The sequence below is a fragment of the Flavobacterium sp. genome (genome assembly GCF_027484205.1).
Taxonomy (GTDB): domain Bacteria; phylum Bacteroidota; class Bacteroidia; order Flavobacteriales; family Flavobacteriaceae; genus Flavobacterium.
On the sequence record NZ_JAIXUB010000015.1, the window covers coordinates 192,872 to 207,422 of the forward strand.

The window sequence follows — 14,551 nt, forward strand, 5'->3', positions numbered from 1 at the left end:
TAAATGAAATTTCAAATAAATAAAATTTCAGCTTTAGTTTTTGTAGCATTTTTAGGGTACTATCAATCATATGCGCAACAAAAAAATACTGGAATTAATCTTGATTTAATGGATAAGTCAGTAAAACCTGGAGATGATTTTTTCAGATATGTAAATGGAACATGGTTTGACAAAACAGAAATTCCTGCTGATAGAACACGTTGGGGAAGCTTTGATGAATTGCGTCAAAATACTGATAAAGATGCTTTGGCAATTTTAAAAGATGCTGCTTCAAAAAAGTTAGATCCAAAATCAGATCAAGCAAAGGCAGTAAATGTTTATAAAACATATATGGATACTATTTCAAGAAATAAACTTGGAATAAAACCGATAAAATCAATTTTAGCTAAAATAGATGCTATAAAATCAATAGCTGATTTGAATAAATTAATTATTGAAATGCAACCTCAAGGAGGATTAGGATTTTATGGAATTGGTGTTGGTCCAGATGCCAAAAATAGTAACAAAAATGTTGTAAATATTGGGCTTGGAAGTTTGGGATTACCAGACAGAGACTATTATGTTTCTGAAGATGCTGATTCTAAAGAAAAAAGAGAAAAATATGTTGCTCATGTTGCAAAAATGCTTCAATTTATTGGTGAAAATCCAGAAGTTGCAACTGCAAATGCTAAAAAGATTTTGGCTATTGAAACTGCAATGGCAACACCAAGATTAGATAGAGTAGAACGTAGAGATAGAAGAAAAACGTACAATCCTATGTCAGTTGCTGATTTGCAAAAATTAACACCATCGGTAAATTGGGATAGCTACATTAAAGGTGTTGGAATTTCAAAATTAGATTCAGTTATTGTTTCGCAACCAAAATACATGACGGCTCTTGAAACTATTTTTAAAGAAAATAAAATTGATGAATGGAAAGCCTATTTACGTTGGTCATTAATAAATAAATCATCAGATGTTTTAACTACCGATTTAGAAAAAGCAAATTGGGATTTTTATAGTAAAACATTGCAAGGAGCAAAAGCACAACGTCCAAGAGAGGAAAGAGCTTTGCAAGTTGTAAATGGAACTGTTGGTGAAGCTTTAGGTAAGTTGTATGTGGAACAAAAATTCCCTGTTGAAGCTAAAAAAAAAAAAAAAAAAATGATTGAAAATGTTTTCTTGGCTTTTGAAAATAGAATTAATAATTTACCATGGATGACTCCTGCAACAAGAAAAGGAGCTATTGAAAAATTAAGAAAATCGGTTGTAAAAATTGGTTATCCAGACAAATGGAAAGATTATTCTAAACTTGAAATTAAGAGTATAGAAGAAGGAGGAAACTATTATGATAACATGAAAAATGTTTCAAAATGGGGATTTGCAGAAAATATTGCAGATTTACAAAAACCAGTTGACAAAACTCGTTGGGGAATGTCACCACAAACGGTAAATGCCTATTATAATGCTTCTTATAACGAAATTGTGTTTCCAGCAGCTATTTTACAACCACCATTTTACGATTATAAAGCAGATGAAGCTGTAAATTATGGAGGAATTGGAGCAGTTATCGGTCACGAAATTTCTCATGGATTTGACGATTCAGGTTCAAGATACAATGCCGATGGAAATCTTGTTAATTGGTGGACTGAAGACGATTTAAAACAATTTACAGGACTTGGTGGTGCATTAGCAGCTCAATACAGCGCATTAGAACCATTACCAGGAACTTTTGTTGATGGTAAATTTACGTTAGGAGAAAATATTGGAGACTTAGGAGGAATAAATGCGGCTTATGATGGATTACAAATTTATTTAAAACAAAATGGAAATCCAGGTTTAATCGATGGTTACACACCAGAACAACGTTTATTTATTTCATGGGCAACCATTTGGAGAAGTAAAGCTCGTGATGAAGCAATCAAAAATCAGGTTAAAACTGATCCGCATTCACCAGGACAATATCGTGCTTACGTTCCTTTGTTGAATGTTGATGAATTTTACAAAGCATTTGATATAAAGGAAACAGACAAACTGTTTGTTAAACCAGAAAACAGAGTGAAGATTTGGTAAAAAGCATAAAAAAACCTCAAGTTAATCTTGAGGTTTTTTTATGCTTTTTATTAAACCAATCACACTAACCAAAGCCCATGTTCCTTCAAGAATTACAAAAGGAATATAATTTATTAGATACGACGCAAAACAAGCAATACTTGCACCAATAATATTGAGTAAATAAAATAATTTACCATTGTTTGGAATCAACGAAAACATGTTTAAAAAATAGGCGAGAAGAATTATTCCAACGCCAATTGTTCCTATTAAATCATTTGAATTCATATGTAAATATTATTTGATTTTTTGGTGCATATGTATCGCTATTTTCATTGGTGTTTGCAAGCAAACGAGCTTGTTTATTGCGATTTCATAAGGTTTTCTTTTTAAATTCGTAATTCAAAACCTTTTCAACTTTATCACTCAAAATGGTTTTCCCAATAGAAATTTTACTTTCATCAAATTCAGGTAAAGGCAAATTTAGTTCGATTGCTTTTTGTGTGTAATATTCTTTTCGCGTAGGATGAAAAGGTGCAACTGCATTGAACACTTTATTCTGATTCAAAATGTCGGACTGAGTTTGTCCAAGTCCAATGATAGTTTCAATAATTCCTATACAATCTACTTGATGAATAAGGTTTATTGGTCCTTCTGGATTTTCAATGTTTTTTCTTCCAGCTAAAAATTTAATTGGATGTCTGTCCTCACCAATTAATCCACCAAAACGTACAATTGTTGTTTTGAAATTACTATTACTTTGTAAAAGATGTTCAACTTCCAATAATTGTTTTCCGCTTTCGGTATCAGGATTGGGTTTTGTTTCTTCTGTCACATTGAGCGCTTCCGAAGCTTCGGAAAAAGTGTCAGAATAAACAGATGTTGAACTCACAAAAATCACTTTTTCAACGGATGATTTTTCTATAAATGGAATTAAATTGTTTATTTTCTGAACAAAGTTTTCATTTGAATTTCCTCTCAATTTCGGTGGAATATCTATTATTAATACTTCAGAATTTGATAAAAATAAATCTAGATTTCCTTCGATTCTATCTTCAAATAAATTAATCTGAAAAGGTAAAATTCCAGCTTTTTCTAAAACAGCAATTTTCTCCACAGAAGTTGTAGAACCATTAATTGAAAACCCTTTTTCCAATAACGATTTTGCCAATGGTAATCCCAACCAACCACAACCTAAAATACTAATTTGTTTCATAATTATTTGCCGCAAAGGCTCAAAGGCGCAAAGTTTTTATCAGTGAAAAATTTATTCTGTTGCCGATTGTTTCAAGCTATCAACCGCATTATTTTGATAAACTCTTTTAGGTAAAGGTTTCGGATTGTCTTCTAAAATTGGACTCGCTTTCACTTTTCCTTTTACTATAACAGCATCCGTTAAAACAAATGGAGTTGGAATCATCCAATCGCGTCTTTTTGCCATACTAAATAATGGATTAGTCATCAAATCGAAAGAACTTTCCACAAAATTCATGTCCAATTTATCACTATTTGAAATTGAAAATTCTAATTCCAAAGGTAAATTATCTACCACATAATAACTTAAAATCTTGTTGCTTATTTTGCCCGAAATTTTACTTTCTAAATCAATCGATTTTACTCCATTAGCTCTCAAATTATTGATTTTTGTATTAGAAAAAACATCATATCGGTTTACTTTTCTATTTGGCGAAAGCCTAATTTTCAAATATCGTTTCGATCCAATTACAGAATCTTTCAGGAATTCAATTGTTGGTTTTGCAATATTTTTCAATGGCGCATTACTCATAAAAGTAAATTCTGAACCATATTTACTATACAATTTGTTGGTGTTTAATGATTTTGCATCTTTCGGATTTTCACCCAAATAGCCTTTTGTCCATTCATCTAAATTGGTGTCGTAAGTTGCCCAATTCGCTTTGTTGGAATCAGCATTTAAAACATAAACTAAACTGTTAGGTTTCGCTTTTCCATATACATAACCGCTCGATTGATGTGCTCTTATAAACAGACCAATCGCTAGTAAAAAGAATAAGGTTGCCCAAAGTTTCTTTTGTGTAAACGAGCCAAAAATCGGTAATAATAAAACAAAACTCAAAACCGTTAAAACCGAACTTCCTACCAGTATTTTTAATCCCAAACCAATAGGAAACATTTGGATAAAAGGCGCTAAGATTACTAAAGTTGGAAGTGCCAAAATTAGATTTAATACCGAATTTGTTTTTTGAGTAATTACATAATAACCCAACATGAATGTGCTTGAAATTACCTGAATTATTAAAAATCCTGCGCCTTGAAGTTTTAAGAAAATTCCAATATTTAATAATAACCAAATAAATAACGGAGCAATCATTTGATTCATTTCCAAATATTTTTTAGCTGTTTTCCCGTAAAATAAAAAGCAAATTGCTAACGTCAAACATACAAATCCATAGATGTAATCGTGACCATTATAAGTAAATCCGTGAAGAATGTCATTGTATTGTGGGTAAATGGCAAGCAAAGTTCGCCAACCTAAAAAAGTAATTCCACCACCAATAATTAACGAACCTAATAGCGGAATAAATCCTTTTATAATATCGTCTAAACGTAAAAGTTGTTTGCCTAAACCAATGAAAATGAAAATTAAAAACAGTCCAAATGCAATAATCAACATCGGCAAAATCCATTCAAAAGGATAGCTTACAAATGAAAATGGAATTGAAAAATAAACTTTATCGTTTTTAGAATTTAAGTTGGTTAAATCAGTATTAGAGAAATGTTTCAACAGCGGAAACAAATACGTTCCTTGATGTGCTAGTGTTTTTGGATCTAAATGTTCGTATGTATCTTGCGAAGTATGGTAATCAAAATGGTCATCAATAAAGGCAAAATTAAATCCTTGAATTTTACCACTTTCTCTAAAAACAGTTAAATCAGTATCATTGGGCAACATTTTATAAATGCTATACATCAACGAATTCGAAACCGGATAGCTCAATTTTCCATCAGAAAAACCATCCACCATTTTAGCATTTCCTTCATTGGTTTCCATCAGCATATAACTTGGTCCGCCACTTCCACGAGCTTCAAAATTTAAAACTAAACCTACTTCTTTTGCCCATTGATGTTGGGTTACAAAAAGTGCTGCACCATTCAATCCTATTTCTTCTGCATCGGAAAACAGAATGATAATGTCGTTCTTGTGTTGTGTTTTAGTATGTAAAAAAGCACGTACACTTTCTAGAATTGTTGCCACACCAGAAGCATCATCGCTTGTGCCATGAGAATAAGAATGTGGTGCCGAATCATAATGCGAAAGTAACAACAACGCTTTCGATTTTTCTGTCACACTGAGCGCAGTCGAAGTGCTTTTAATTCTTGCCAAAACATTTTTAGATTTTACCAAAGTACCTTTTTCGGTCATCGTAAAACCTTCTTGAAGTGATGTTTGTAATCCTAAATTTTGCAATTCTTTGACCAAATATTGTGCAACAACTTCATGATTTTCTGAACCTACATAATGTGGTTTAGTCGTCATTTCCTTCACTTTTACCAAAGCACGTTTGGTCGAAAATTCTGAAAGTGGTGCTTCGGTTGTGTCATAATTTTGAGGCATCATAAAATAAAAAATGCCAACCAATAGTGCCACAAGCACCAACATGGAATAAAGAGAAGTGTAGTTTTTTTTCATTTATACTGAACTTGTTTTTAATATCTTTTTTTTAACTCGAAACTCTAAACCCGAAACTCGCAACTTTCTAATATTCCTTCTTCACCAACATATAAAAATCATTTTCCAAAAAACGATAGCCTTGATCGTACACAAAGTAATACGTGTTTCCTGTATTAGTGTTTAAAATATTGGTAAAATAGTCAAAGTCAAATCCTTTACTTAACAATTTTGTCTTAGTAGTTTTCGATTTTCCTTCGGTATTAGCTTCACTTAAAATGCGGTAATTTTTACGCAATTTGTTGTTCACATTGCGCATATAATTATTGCTGTCTTTGTTAATTTTGTTGTTGTACGCATTTCTACAACCATCGCTACAGAACTTTTTATCCTCGCGACCAACAATTTTTTCGTTACACTCTAAACAGTTTTTGCTCATAGTTTTAAATGTTTTTAGGAGCGAATGGCTCGGGCATTCTTGGTTTCCTTATTCCTGCTTTACGTTATATCTCGTCCCAAAAGACGAGATGCCACTTCAATCAGGGCTAGATTGGTTCTGTATTTTTTTCTAGTTCAAGAATTAAAAGATTTATTTCGGAAATTATTGATTCTGTTTTTCTAATATTACAATTAGTTAGAAGAATATCTTTGTGACCATTTTTTAAATGTATTCTCAAAATATCGGATTCTAATTCTTGCCAAAAACCAATAATAAATTCAATAATTTTATTAAAAAAAGATGAACCTCTTATCAATTCCAAATGTGAAATGGAGTTTAAATTTATCACACAATTATCTTTAATATAATCCTTATTAGTAATTACAAGATGCTTATCTTCAACATAAAACTCAAAAAGTGGATTTTTTCTAATTATTTTATTGTCACTCATTGTGTGAAATTAATTCTTTTAAAATCAGTCAAATATAATAAAAAATTTCCGTTTACAAACGTTTACAAATATTTACAATCGATTTTAAATGGTAAGCAACCGAATAAAGTTGGCAATCCACCACAACTTTGCATCGTCGGAAATGAGAAACGGATTTCTTTTAACTGATAAATATACACACATAATAATAACAATTTAAATTTAAACGCCATGAACACATTAAGAAACAAAGTACAATTAATTGGACACGTAGGAAACGAACCTGAAATCAAAACACTTGAAGGAGGAAAAAAACTTGCTAATTTAACTATTGCAACAAACGAAGTGTATTACAAAGAAAACGGAGATAAAGTAGAACAAACCGAATGGCATAGAATTACCGCTTGGGGAAAAACGGCTGAAATCATCGAGAAATATGTAATAAAAGGAAAAGAAATTGCTATCGAAGGAAAATTGACACACAGAAGTTACGATGATAAAGACGGAAACAAACGTTACATTACTGAAGTTGTTGCAAACGAATTATTACTGATAGGTAAGTAGTCTAAATTAATAAAACTTTAGTTTAAGCGATAGAAGTAAAAATTCTGTCGCTTTTAACATTTATGTAGAAACAATGCTACGAAAAGGATGAAGTTTTTAACACGAAAACGTTTTCGAGAAAGATTAAATTAGCAACAGTTAATTTTTTTAATATCTTTATTAGGTATTCAATAAATAATTAACTCTAAAAAGATGTTTAACATTAAACAAGTACTTTTTTTAATGGTGTTTGGCTGCTTTTATCAAAGCGGATTTTCTCAAGTTGGAGTTAACACTGCAACACCTTTGAGTACATTGGATATTAATGGAAATTTATCAGTTAAAGTTGTAAATCTTACAGGAAATGGTTCAGGAACCAGTGGAAGTGCAGTTTTGATTAATGATGGTGTTTACATCTCAATAAGTCCAACGGCAACAGATGACAAATTTCAATTACCAAATCCAGTATCATTTCCCGGAAGAATTTATTTTATAAGAAACATCAATAATTCTATTACAGCTCAATTAACAACAGCTTCTGGACTATTTTTTCCTAAAAATTCTACTACAGGAAGTTCAAGTATATTCATGTATGAGGGAAATTTACGAACAGTTACAGTGATAAGTGATGGAGTGAATTGGACTTATATCAACTAAGCAACTTCTTTGATTTTTTTAATCAAATCAAACATAGGACATTTTTTGCAACGCTTTTTTTCACTCTTCATGTATTTTTCACAACAAGAAGATTTGCAGTTGCTTGAGACTTTTAATTTTTTAATTAAGTCTTTCTTTTTTTGTTTTTTGTCTTTATGTTTTTCTTCTTTGCTCAAGGCTATAAATATAAAATAACACTACAAAAGTAGTGTTATTTTTATAAGTTCTAAATAAAAATAAGAATTATTTAGTATTTGTTGCAGCAGCACTTGTTACTGAAAGAATTTGAATATCTCTGTCAAATAAATATAATCCGCCTTTGTCATCACCAATTAAACTTATTTTATCTAATATTGTTTTGGCTTGAGCTTCTTCTTCAATTTGTTCAGCAACATACCATTGTAAGAAATTGTGTGTGGCATAATCTTTTTCTTCAAAAGTAATGTGAACTAACTTATTGATAGAATCTGAAACAAAAAGTTCATGTTTATATAATTCTTCAAACATTTCTTTAAAGTTGCCAAAACTCGTTTTTGGAGCTTTTAAGTCGGTTACAATTGCATGTCCACCACGTTCGTTAACGTATTTTATCAACTTCAACATGTGTTGACGTTCTTCATCAGATTGATTGTACATAAATTGAGCAACACCTTCAAGTCCTTGAATTTCTGCCCAACAAGCCATTGATAAATAAGTTTGTGAAGATTCTGCTTCGATTCTTATTTGATTATTAAGTGCGGTTTCAATATTTTTTGATAACATAATCTCTTGTTTTTGGTAAAGTTAAACATTTATACAAATAACAATTCTTGTAAGAACGTTAAAATTATTTTTTAAAATTAATCTAATTAAATGTAAATGACTAAAATTTGGAAATCAGATATGTTATAAAAAAATGTTTTTTGCCACTCTAAATGTATTAGCATGAGCATCAATAATTGTTTTAATATTTGGAGAATAACCTCCTCCCATACTCACTTGAACAGGAATGGAATATTTTTTACAGTTTTCAAAAACGATTTCATCTCTTTTCTTACAACCTTCTATTGAACAAGATAATTTACCTAATTTATCTGATTCTAAAATATCAACACCAGCTAAATAAAATATGAAATCGGGTTTATGTTGTTCTATTAATTGTGGAATTAAAACAGTAATGATTGAAAGAAAAGTTGAATCATTTGCTCCATCATCTAAGGCAATATCTAAATCGGAAATTTCTTTTTTAAATGGATAATTGGTTTTACCATGAACAGAAACTGTAATCACATTTGAGTTGTTTTTAAAAATTTCTGCAGTTCCATTCCCTTGATGTACGTCTAAATCTAATAGTATTATTTTGGATGCTAATTTACTGTCTAATAAGTATTGTGCTGCGATTGCTTGATCATTCAATAAGCAAAATGCTTCACCATGATCTGTAAAAGCGTGATGTGTTCCGCCTGCAATATTAAAAGAGATATTATTTTCAATGGCTTTTATGCAACCTAAAAGTGTTCCATTTGCAATTCTTAATTCACGTTCTACAAGTTCAGCAGACAATGGGAAACCAATTTTACGTGCAGCTTTTGCATCAAGCGTTAATTGAAGTAAATCGTTTAAATAATTTTCAGTATGAATTCTTTTTACAAAAGATAAATCTATGATATCAGGTTCAAAGAAATCAGAATCTTCTAAAGTACCTTCATAAAGTAGTTGTTGCGGTAACAGTTCATATTTTTGCATTGGAAAACGATGACCATCAGGCAAAGGATGCTTATAAATAGGATGGTACGCTACTGGAATCATTATTTATTGATTCATTAAATTTTGAAATAAATCTAAAAATACTCCAACATGATATCCGTCCATTAATCCGTGATGCACGTGAACAGACATTGACATTGTTTTTTTGTTGTTCTCATCAATCATTTTTCCAAAAGATATTTTCGGGCAACTGTCTGGCCAAGTGAAACTTCTTGCATGAGAAAAGGAAGTAAAGTTTATCCAAGGCAAAGCCGAAAAATGAATCAAATTTTCAGAATATTCTCTTGTAAAAAGTCCTGTTGTAGATTGAATTCTGGCTATTTCTTTTTTTGTGTTTTCAGCAAACTGCATTAAGTTTTCGGCATATTCAATTTGAGAAAATCCAAACGTTTTGTCTTCTCTTAAAATGGTTGATGAAACATCAATTTGATTAAAAATGTAAACTTCTTCGTCAATTATTCTGTAACGAAAAGGTTCACATTGATTAACTGCAACTAACGTTTTATGCAAATAATAAGTAAAAAATGAAACTCCAAGTTCTTTAGCTTTTTCATAAGCTTTAGTACAATCAACAGAAATTGTAACACCAAAAAAAGGTTCTTCCATTTGTTTGAAAAACAGAAAATGTTCTTTACGATTCCAGGTTTCTAGGTTGAGTTTTTGTTTCATTTTAGTCGACACGAATTGTACAAATTAACACGAATTCAAAGTAATGAAATTACACGAATTAGAAATTTATTTCAAAAGAATTGGTAAAACATCAGTGATTTTTTCTAATGATTTGAAGTTCTCGTGTTGAATTTCAAAATCAATTTTTTCATATTCCCAAGTAGTATGATATGCAATATGATAGCCATGTCCACCAATATTTAAAACTGGTAAAACATCTGATTTTAAAGAGTTTCCAATCATGATAAAATCTTCAGGTTTTGTTTCTAAACGAGCTAACATTTTTTCATAATCCAATTCTTTCTTGTCGCTCATTACTTCAATATGGTGAAAATAATGACCAATTCCTGAATCGTGTAATTTTCTATGTTGGTCTTTTAAATCGCCTTTAGTCGCAACAACAAGTTTGTATTTTTCCTTTAACTGCTTTAAAACATCTTCTACTTCGGGCAAAAGTTCTACAGGTTTTTGCAATAAATCTTTTCCAATTTTGATGATTTTTTCTATTCCGTTACCTGATATTTGGTGATTGGTCAATTCCAAAGCCGATTCTATCATTGACAAAACAAACGCTTTAATTCCGAAGCCATATAGCGGAAGATTTTTTACTTGATGACTTAATATCAATTGCAAAATCTCTTGATTAGAAGCATAATCGGTAAAAAGTTCACAGAATTTTGCTTGCGCTTCATCAAAGTAAGGTTCGTTATGCCACAAAGTATCGTCGGCATCGAAAGCGATTATTTTTGGGTTCATTCTTAATTTTGGAATTTATAAAATGAATAGTTACTGTTTTTATGATTAAAACCACCAAAATATAAGTTTGAATTAAAACGGAAAACAGTTTGACTAGTTAAATTACTTTTCTCTTCAGCGAAAGATCGTAATTCGTCAAAAGCTAATTTTTTAATTGTACCTTTAATGTGATTGAAATTGTTATCAAATAAACAATTGATGTAAACTACTTTTCTGTTTGTATAAGAGTTTAAATTATTAACAGAATAATTAGAAGAAATTGCAGCGCCAATCAAAGCACCGGTTAAACCACCAATCATTCCACCATACATTGCAGCACTATTATTTTGAAGTGTAGAAACACCACCAATAGTCATGTAAATATTATTATCATTTTCAAAACATGCAATTGATGGATTCAGATTATAGATTTTTCTTAGTAATTGACTTGATTTTTCTAAAATTCTTGTATTACTAATTTTTCCATTCTCTTGAATGATTTCAGAGTTTTTAAAATCAATTTCTTGGTCAGTAATTATTTCAAAGTTTTTTAGTTCATTACCTTCTAAATCTTTTATTGTCATTGCCATTTTACTAGAATTAATTTTCATTTGAATAATTTTATTATTCAATAAAAACGAATTAGAATCAAACGAGCTAAACTCACTTTGCACCATAAATGGTTGATTATATAATTTTTGAAAGCATGAAAAGTTTGATAAATTAATATTTAATAATTGTGTAAAGTTTTGATTGTTATCAAAAGTTAGAATTAGATTATTGTCTTTTGTATATGCTTTTCTTTTATTGGCACTAAATGTCAATGATGGAGGTGTTTCGTTTACAATATTTTGAATTGTCAAAGCTGGTTCAAATGAAGTATATTCGTTTACAATTTCCCACAAATTAGTTTTTTTACTTTCATAATCAAGAAAAGTTTTATCTGATAAATCAATGGATTTCTTTTCCATTTGACCATCATTAAAAACATAAACATTTAAAATACTGGTATTTTTTACTACAGTTATTAAGTAAAAAACATTATTTATAGTGATTTTTTTAATTGGTTTTTCTTTCTCAAATTCTAATCTATATGATTTTATGTTTGTGCTTTTTGAATCAAAATCAAAACATTGCGAAGCAATTTCTTTACTATTAAGATTAGACCAATAAGAATAATATTTATTGCCAGAAATACTATAGCCAATAATATCATAATAAAGTTTTGATGGTCGCTGCGCTTTTAATGAATCTATTAAATTAAAGTTATCATCAAATCGTAGTGTGCGTGCATAATTCTTATCACTAAAAAATAAAGAAATTTGTTTTTTATCTTCTTCAACTACTTGAAAAACGTCTGAGTTTTTTGGTAATTTAAAATTGAATTCTTTTATAAGTTCTTGAGAAAATGAGACAGAAGTAACAAATAAGGCAAGAAGTAGTTTTTTCATAGTTTTATTTAATCGTTTATATGGCTTGTTATGTAAATTTATTTTTTAAGAAATCAATGCACCATTTTCAACTCCGTCAGCATCCGGATTTACAAAAACCAATTTACCTTCTGCATTATTTGTCATCAAAATCATTCCTTGACTTTCAACGCCACGCAATGCTCTTGGTGCTAAGTTTACTAAAACAGTAACACGTTTTCCAATTACTTCTTCTGGAGAAAAATGTTCTGCAATTCCTGAAACTATAGTTCTTACATCAATTCCAGTGTCAACTTTCAATACTAAAAGCTTGTTAGCTTTAGGCATTTTTTCGGCTTCTAAAATAGTTCCAACTCGTAAATCTAATTTTGAAAAATCTTCAAATGTTGATGTTTCTTTTTGAACCGCTATTGCTTGTGCTGAGCTTGTCGAAGCATTAGCCACTTTTGTAGCTTCTAGTTTGTCTATTTGTTTTTGAATTTCGGCATCTTCTATTTGAGCAAATAAAATTTCGGCTTGTCCAATCAGATGTCCAGCAGGAATTAAATCACTTTTTTCAGAAACATCCTTCCAACTCAAATTCAAATCTGTTTTTAAAATTCCAGATAATTTACATGCTGTAAATGGCAGGAAAGGTTCTGATAAAATTCTCAAAGCAGCTGCAATTTGCAAGGCAATATACATTTGAGTTTTTACTCGTTCTGGGTTTTCTTTAACCATTTTCCATGGTTCTTCATCGGCTAAATATTTATTTCCTAAACGCGCTACATTCATCAATTCGCCTTGTGCTTCTCTAAATCTAAATCGTTCAATTGACGATGAAATCACCGCAGGATACGCTTTTAATTCGGCTAAAGTTTGTTCGTCAACTTCTGTAAAATCATTTGGAGAAGGAACAATTCCGTCGTAATATTTGTTCGTTAAAACAACCACACGATTGATGAAATTTCCTAAAATAGAAGCCAATTCATTATTATTTCTCGCCTGAAAATCTTTCCAAGTAAAGTCGTTGTCTTTAGTTTCTGGAGCATTTGAAGTCAATGCATAACGTAACGAATCTTGCTTATCTGGAAAATCTAATAAATATTCGTGCAACCAAACTGCCCAATTTTTTGAAGTCGAAAGTTTGTTGCCTTCCAAATTCAAAAATTCATTTGCTGGAACATTGTCTGGCAAAATAAAACTTCCTTCAGCTTTTAACATCGCAGGAAAAATAATGCAATGGAACACAATATTGTCTTTCCCAATGAAGTGAACTAATTTAGTATCAGCATCTTTCCAATACGGTTCCCAATCTTTTCCTTCTCTTGCTGCCCATTCTTTAGTTGACGAGATGTAACCAATTGGTGCGTCAAACCAAACGTATAATTTTTTCCCTTCTGCGCCTTCAACTGGAACGTCAATTCCCCAATCTAAATCACGTGTAACTGCACGAGGTTTTAATCCGTCATCGAGCCATGATTTTACTTGCCCAAGGACATTGGTTTTCCAATCTTTAGCGTGACCAACTAAAATCCATTCTTTTAAGAAATCGTCGTATCTATCTAAAGGTAAAAACCAGTGTTTAGTCGATTTTAAAATAGGAGTTTCACCAGTTATAGTCGATTTTGGATTGATTAAATCGGTTGCATTTAAAGTAGAACCACATTTTTCACATTGGTCGCCATACGCTTCTTCGTTGCCACACTTTGGACAAGTTCCCATTACAAATCTATCGGCTAGAAACTGATCTGCTTTTGCATCGTACAATTGTTCAGTTACTTCTTCAATGAAATCACCGTTATCATACAATTTTCTAAAAAATTCTGAAGCTGTATCGTGATGAATTTTAGACGAAGTTCTTGAATAATTGTCAAATGAAATTCCGAAATCAAGAAACGATTGACGAATAATTCCATCATATTTATCGATGACTTGTTGCGGTGTAATGCCTTCTTTTTTAGCTTTCATAGAAATAGCAACGCCATGTTCATCGCTCCCGCAAATAAACGCAACATCTTTTCCTTGCAATCTTAAATAGCGAGCATAAATATCTGATGGAACATAAACTCCTGCTAAATGACCGATGTGAATTGGTCCGTTTGTATAAGGCAATGCTGCCGTTATAGTATATCTTTTTGGATTTTCTAACATGATAAAATTCGGTATATATAGTGCAAAAATAAGCAATAGATTTCAATTCAACTTAATTTATATATTTGTAGTTCCGTTTTAAAAACAAA

At 30.8% G+C, this 14,551-nt stretch carries 15 protein-coding genes; 3 read left to right on the top strand and 12 right to left on the bottom strand.

Annotated features, from left to right (window positions below; all coding sequences use genetic code 11):
• The first annotated feature begins 3 nt into the window (after window positions 1-3).
• Window positions 4-2,052: a M13 family metallopeptidase gene (locus Q0049_RS06910; protein ID WP_298117971.1), complete on the top strand. Its 2,049-nt coding sequence runs from the start codon at window positions 4-6 to the stop codon at window positions 2,050-2,052.
• Between the two features lie 21 nt (window positions 2,053-2,073).
• On the opposite strand, the gene Q0049_RS06915 is transcribed toward Q0049_RS06910, so the two are convergent.
• The 5 genes from Q0049_RS06915 to Q0049_RS06935 form a co-directional block, all read right to left on the bottom strand.
• The gene (locus Q0049_RS06915) at window positions 2,074-2,319 is read right to left on the bottom strand and encodes a hypothetical protein (RefSeq protein WP_298117973.1); all 246 of its coding nucleotides are present in this window, start codon (window positions 2,317-2,319) and stop codon (window positions 2,074-2,076) included.
• An 85-nt stretch (window positions 2,320-2,404) separates the two neighbouring features.
• Window positions 2,405-3,247, bottom strand: coding sequence for an SDR family NAD(P)-dependent oxidoreductase (locus Q0049_RS06920; protein WP_298117975.1), 843 nt, complete (start codon window positions 3,245-3,247; stop codon window positions 2,405-2,407).
• A gap of 51 nt (window positions 3,248-3,298) precedes the next feature.
• Window positions 3,299-5,701, bottom strand: a complete 2,403-nt coding sequence (locus Q0049_RS06925; RefSeq protein WP_298117977.1) for a M20/M25/M40 family metallo-hydrolase — start codon at window positions 5,699-5,701, stop codon at window positions 3,299-3,301.
• A 67-nt stretch (window positions 5,702-5,768) separates the two neighbouring features.
• Window positions 5,769-6,119 carry a hypothetical protein gene (locus Q0049_RS06930; protein WP_298117979.1) on the bottom strand — a complete coding sequence of 117 codons (351 nt, stop codon included), beginning with the start codon at window positions 6,117-6,119 and terminating at the stop codon, window positions 5,769-5,771.
• A gap of 106 nt (window positions 6,120-6,225) precedes the next feature.
• On the bottom strand, window positions 6,226-6,570 hold the full coding sequence (locus tag Q0049_RS06935; RefSeq protein ID WP_298117981.1) for a hypothetical protein: 345 nt from the start codon (window positions 6,568-6,570) through the stop codon (window positions 6,226-6,228).
• Between the two features lie 210 nt (window positions 6,571-6,780).
• Here Q0049_RS06935 and Q0049_RS06940 point away from each other — a divergent pair, with 210 nt between their 5' ends.
• The gene (locus Q0049_RS06940; RefSeq protein ID WP_298117984.1) at window positions 6,781-7,113 is read left to right on the top strand and encodes a single-stranded DNA-binding protein; all 333 of its coding nucleotides are present in this window, start codon (window positions 6,781-6,783) and stop codon (window positions 7,111-7,113) included.
• 192 nt (window positions 7,114-7,305) lie between these two features.
• Entirely contained in the window at window positions 7,306-7,749 is a 444-nt protein-coding gene (locus tag Q0049_RS06945; RefSeq protein WP_298117986.1) for a hypothetical protein, read from the top strand.
• Here the strand turns inward: Q0049_RS06945 and Q0049_RS06950 are convergent.
• From Q0049_RS06950 to metG, 7 genes are all read right to left on the bottom strand, one after another.
• The gene (locus tag Q0049_RS06950) at window positions 7,746-7,925 is read right to left on the bottom strand and encodes a hypothetical protein (RefSeq protein WP_298117988.1); all 180 of its coding nucleotides are present in this window, start codon (window positions 7,923-7,925) and stop codon (window positions 7,746-7,748) included. The genes Q0049_RS06945 and Q0049_RS06950 overlap by 4 nt on opposite strands.
• A gap of 67 nt (window positions 7,926-7,992) precedes the next feature.
• Window positions 7,993-8,511, bottom strand: coding sequence for a ferritin (locus tag Q0049_RS06955; protein WP_298117990.1), 519 nt, complete (start codon window positions 8,509-8,511; stop codon window positions 7,993-7,995).
• 123 nt (window positions 8,512-8,634) lie between these two features.
• Window positions 8,635-9,537 carry a histone deacetylase gene (locus Q0049_RS06960; RefSeq protein WP_298117992.1) on the bottom strand — a complete coding sequence of 301 codons (903 nt, stop codon included), beginning with the start codon at window positions 9,535-9,537 and terminating at the stop codon, window positions 8,635-8,637.
• A 3-nt stretch (window positions 9,538-9,540) separates the two neighbouring features.
• Complete coding sequence (locus tag Q0049_RS06965) at window positions 9,541-10,164, bottom strand: chloramphenicol acetyltransferase (RefSeq protein ID WP_298117995.1); 624 nt, start codon at window positions 10,162-10,164, stop codon at window positions 9,541-9,543.
• Window positions 10,165-10,230: 66 nt separating this feature from the next.
• Window positions 10,231-10,920 carry an HAD family hydrolase gene (locus Q0049_RS06970; RefSeq protein WP_298117997.1) on the bottom strand — a complete coding sequence of 230 codons (690 nt, stop codon included), beginning with the start codon at window positions 10,918-10,920 and terminating at the stop codon, window positions 10,231-10,233.
• A gap of 2 nt (window positions 10,921-10,922) precedes the next feature.
• Window positions 10,923-12,350, bottom strand: a complete 1,428-nt coding sequence (locus Q0049_RS06975; RefSeq protein ID WP_298117998.1) for a hypothetical protein — start codon at window positions 12,348-12,350, stop codon at window positions 10,923-10,925.
• 45 nt (window positions 12,351-12,395) lie between these two features.
• The gene (gene metG, locus Q0049_RS06980; RefSeq protein WP_298118000.1) at window positions 12,396-14,462 is read right to left on the bottom strand and encodes a methionine--tRNA ligase; all 2,067 of its coding nucleotides are present in this window, start codon (window positions 14,460-14,462) and stop codon (window positions 12,396-12,398) included.
• Window positions 14,463-14,551: the final 89 nt, after the last annotated feature.

Excerpts from the sequence above, each read along its gene's own strand:
- Q0049_RS06910 (WP_298117971.1), top strand. The coding sequence starts at position 4 with ATGAAATTTCAAATAAATAAAATTTCAGCTTTAGTTTTTGTAGCATTT.
- Q0049_RS06915 (WP_298117973.1), bottom strand. The coding sequence starts at position 2,319 with ATGAATTCAAATGATTTAATAGGAACAATTGGCGTTGGAATAATTCTT.
- Q0049_RS06920 (WP_298117975.1), bottom strand. The coding sequence starts at position 3,247 with ATGAAACAAATTAGTATTTTAGGTTGTGGTTGGTTGGGATTACCATTG.
- Q0049_RS06925 (WP_298117977.1), bottom strand. The coding sequence starts at position 5,701 with ATGAAAAAAAACTACACTTCTCTTTATTCCATGTTGGTGCTTGTGGCA.
- Q0049_RS06930 (WP_298117979.1), bottom strand. The coding sequence starts at position 6,119 with ATGAGCAAAAACTGTTTAGAGTGTAACGAAAAAATTGTTGGTCGCGAG.
- Q0049_RS06935 (WP_298117981.1), bottom strand. The coding sequence starts at position 6,570 with ATGAGTGACAATAAAATAATTAGAAAAAATCCACTTTTTGAGTTTTAT.
- Q0049_RS06940 (WP_298117984.1), top strand. The coding sequence starts at position 6,781 with ATGAACACATTAAGAAACAAAGTACAATTAATTGGACACGTAGGAAAC.
- Q0049_RS06945 (WP_298117986.1), top strand. The coding sequence starts at position 7,306 with ATGTTTAACATTAAACAAGTACTTTTTTTAATGGTGTTTGGCTGCTTT.
- Q0049_RS06955 (WP_298117990.1), bottom strand. The coding sequence starts at position 8,511 with ATGTTATCAAAAAATATTGAAACCGCACTTAATAATCAAATAAGAATC.
- Q0049_RS06960 (WP_298117992.1), bottom strand. The coding sequence starts at position 9,537 with ATGATTCCAGTAGCGTACCATCCTATTTATAAGCATCCTTTGCCTGAT.
- Q0049_RS06965 (WP_298117995.1), bottom strand. The coding sequence starts at position 10,164 with ATGAAACAAAAACTCAACCTAGAAACCTGGAATCGTAAAGAACATTTT.
- Q0049_RS06970 (WP_298117997.1), bottom strand. The coding sequence starts at position 10,920 with ATGAACCCAAAAATAATCGCTTTCGATGCCGACGATACTTTGTGGCAT.
- Q0049_RS06975 (WP_298117998.1), bottom strand. The coding sequence starts at position 12,350 with ATGAAAAAACTACTTCTTGCCTTATTTGTTACTTCTGTCTCATTTTCT.
- metG (WP_298118000.1), bottom strand. The coding sequence starts at position 14,462 with ATGTTAGAAAATCCAAAAAGATATACTATAACGGCAGCATTGCCTTAT.